Annotated in this window: 2 protein-coding genes; both read right to left on the bottom strand. The window is 31.3% G+C overall.

Features of this window, described 5'->3' with window-relative positions:
- Positions 1-222: 222 nt before the first annotated feature.
- Positions 223-1,443, bottom strand: a complete 1,221-nt coding sequence (locus C8N41_RS16675) for a hypothetical protein (protein ID WP_147298988.1) — start codon at positions 1,441-1,443, stop codon at positions 223-225.
- A 172-nt stretch (positions 1,444-1,615) separates the two neighbouring features.
- Entirely contained in the window at positions 1,616-2,065 is a 450-nt protein-coding gene (locus C8N41_RS16670; RefSeq protein ID WP_147298987.1) for a hypothetical protein, read from the bottom strand.
- Positions 2,066-2,796: the final 731 nt, after the last annotated feature.

Here is a 2,796-nt window from a genome sequence, read left to right as displayed (position 1 = left end):
TATTCTCTTTTGATTGAGAAAATAAAGAACCAAAATTCAGTATTAATATTAATGGTAAAATGCTTTTCATCGATTTGGTCAAATTACGTACAACGGTCTAGGCTATGAGTAGTTGCGTTGTTTAGCACTAAACTTTGCAAGTACGCACCAAACTGAAAATCCGCGAGGATTTTCAGAAGTAGGCGAGAACCAGCAATTACTTATAGCCATTGTTGTGTGTAGTTATTTTAGCCATCCACTTGCTTTGAATGACCTATATATTTGTTTTAAATTATCTTCTTTTAATACGTCTTTAATTTTTTCTGTTACTCCATAAATACAGCCTTCACAAGTATTGAGTTGAACTTCAGATTTATTCAATTTTCTCATTCCAGTAAACCAAGATTCTGGAATATCAATTTCATTCTGTACTAGGTATTGTAGTCCGATATAACCATAGGTTGCAATTTCTGGATTTAATGATTGCATCCATTTTGCTAATTCATTAAAGTCTTTTTTATTAACTAGGTTAAGCATTTCTTGACATTTGTCTGGTGGTGTTCCTGCAATTCCACAAAAAGTTCCGTATGTGTAAACATCAAAGTCGGTTCTCCCAAAGTTCGAGTTTTCTATTCTCTCAAATAGTGTTTTTTGTTTGTTATTGTCTGTTAGTTTTAAATAAACCAATTGATTATTTGATAATTTAATTATGTTTAGATTATATGAACTGCCTAGAAGCCATAATTCAGAGCTTTCTTGAGTTAAATTGTTCTCAATCTTTCTGTTGAGGCTTGTTCGTTTTTCAAGTCCATAAGGTTCTTTTTCGGTAATTTTTTCTTGACTCCAAAAACTGTCCAATTTTTGAAAGTTGAAATTGTCCAATTTAAGAATTGCTATCAAGCTGTTTAATTTTTCTTTTACAGGTTCTTCGTTAAACTCGAAGTTTGTTCTTGAAGAAATTCCGAAATCACCATCATTGTTTATTTCAATTTTGAATATTTTCTCTTCCGTATCATATCCTTTTTCATTCGGGTCTTTTTTGATGTAGTATGAAATTCCATTTTGAGTATTCCAAGCATAAGTCTTTGATGTAAAACACCCTTTGTCATTGTATATATTCCAAACATCTTTCATTGTACTTTCATTTAGTACAATTCCGTTTTCTGTTTTAGCCTTAAATGGCGATTGAACTGAAATTGACCTTACTATTTTATTTTTATCATAAGGGTCAATTTGAAAAGTCAGACCGATTTTGTCAAAACGATAGTTTGTAATTAAAGTCTTTTCGGACAGATTGTAATCAGTTCCATAAATTTCAATTACATCCGAAATTGTTGATGAGTCAATGACAATAGATATTCCTTCAATTCCTTTATTCGGAATTAGCACATTTGTTTGTCCAAAAACTGGACTAAAACAAAGTATGAATAAAATGATTTCTATTGTTCTGAATGTCATTTTCATAATTACACACAACGGTTTTGTGTATGATTAGTTGCGTGGTTCAGCAACTAATTTAGCAAACTTTTACGAACCCGTGAATATTCCGCAGGAATATTCGCAAGTAGAGAAGAATACAGCAATTAATTATACACGGTGTTGTGGTTAGTTTTTATTATATAAATAATGTTGATTTTTAGATTTCTAGTATCTCTAAAAGTAATTCATATTCATTAATTTCTTTTAGTTTATATTTTTCTAAATGATAAGTTTCAGATTCATTTTTATATTTTATTTCCAAAATAGAGTCTTTAGAAATTTTCCATTCAGCTGTACCATTTTGAGGTTTTACTTTTCTAGGTTTTTTAAGTTCGCTATCTCCACACATAGCAGAAGTCATTTGCCAAAGTACCAATTTGTTTTCTTTGAATTGATAATTGATGCCTGAATATTTTTTTTTGATTTTTTTGCGTTTAACAAATCGTAAATAGCCTTTATTCCCTTCACTAATTAGTTCCATAGCTGACCAACTTCCAATTAATTTAGATTCTGTATCGTTGGATATTCTTTTATCGGATTGGTTTCCCATATTAAAAAATCCGATAGAGGAACTTGAGATTAATAAAATGATTAGTAACTTTTCCATATCAAAAATTTAAGTATAAAGTTTTATCGTGTCGGCTCTTAAATTAACCACAACGGTTTAGTATATGATTTGTTGCGTGTTATAAGCGAGTAAGTTAGCAAATAAAAACCGAAATAGAAAAACCGTGAGGTTTTTCGACAGTAGGCAAGAAGCAGCTATAAATTATATACATTGTTGGCTAACGTTTTTTCTTTTACGAACTACTCCTTTGTGTATTTATAGGATCTTTGGTTTTTCGTACGTTGTTTCGTCTTTTACTTAAATGTCAAAAAAATCTTCAAATTATTATTCCGTTTTTTTCCGCAAAGAGCATCAGTTTTGATTTTCGGCCGAAATTTCGTGACATCAGAATCGATTGATTTAAACAACTAGTTTCAATTTTTTAAAATTGCGAACAGTTCAGCCGTACGTTTTGCCATTCCGCTTATCATCCAAAAGTTGAGGATTGCTATAATTTTGAATTAAAGAACCGAAGTTGGGTAAGTCGAAATTCGTGCGTAAAGTTCCGAAAGAGTAAGAAATTCCAGTGTAATATTTTTTAAGATTCAGCTTTAAATTCCAACGTATTTTTCTGAAGCAAGTAAGCACAGAATTTCGTAAAAGCCTTGAAATTGTTGGCACGCGCAAAATGTTTGCCAACGGTCTCGGCTATGAGTAGTTGCGTGGGTTAGCAACTAACTTAGCAAGTATACACCAAGTTGGAAATTCCGCAGGAATTTTCAAAGTAGGCG

Source organism: Winogradskyella sediminis (assembly GCF_003387355.1).
GTDB classification, from domain to species: domain Bacteria; phylum Bacteroidota; class Bacteroidia; order Flavobacteriales; family Flavobacteriaceae; genus Winogradskyella; species Winogradskyella sediminis.
Note: the sequence above shows the minus strand (reverse complement) of the source record. Positions and strands in the feature narration are given on the sequence as shown.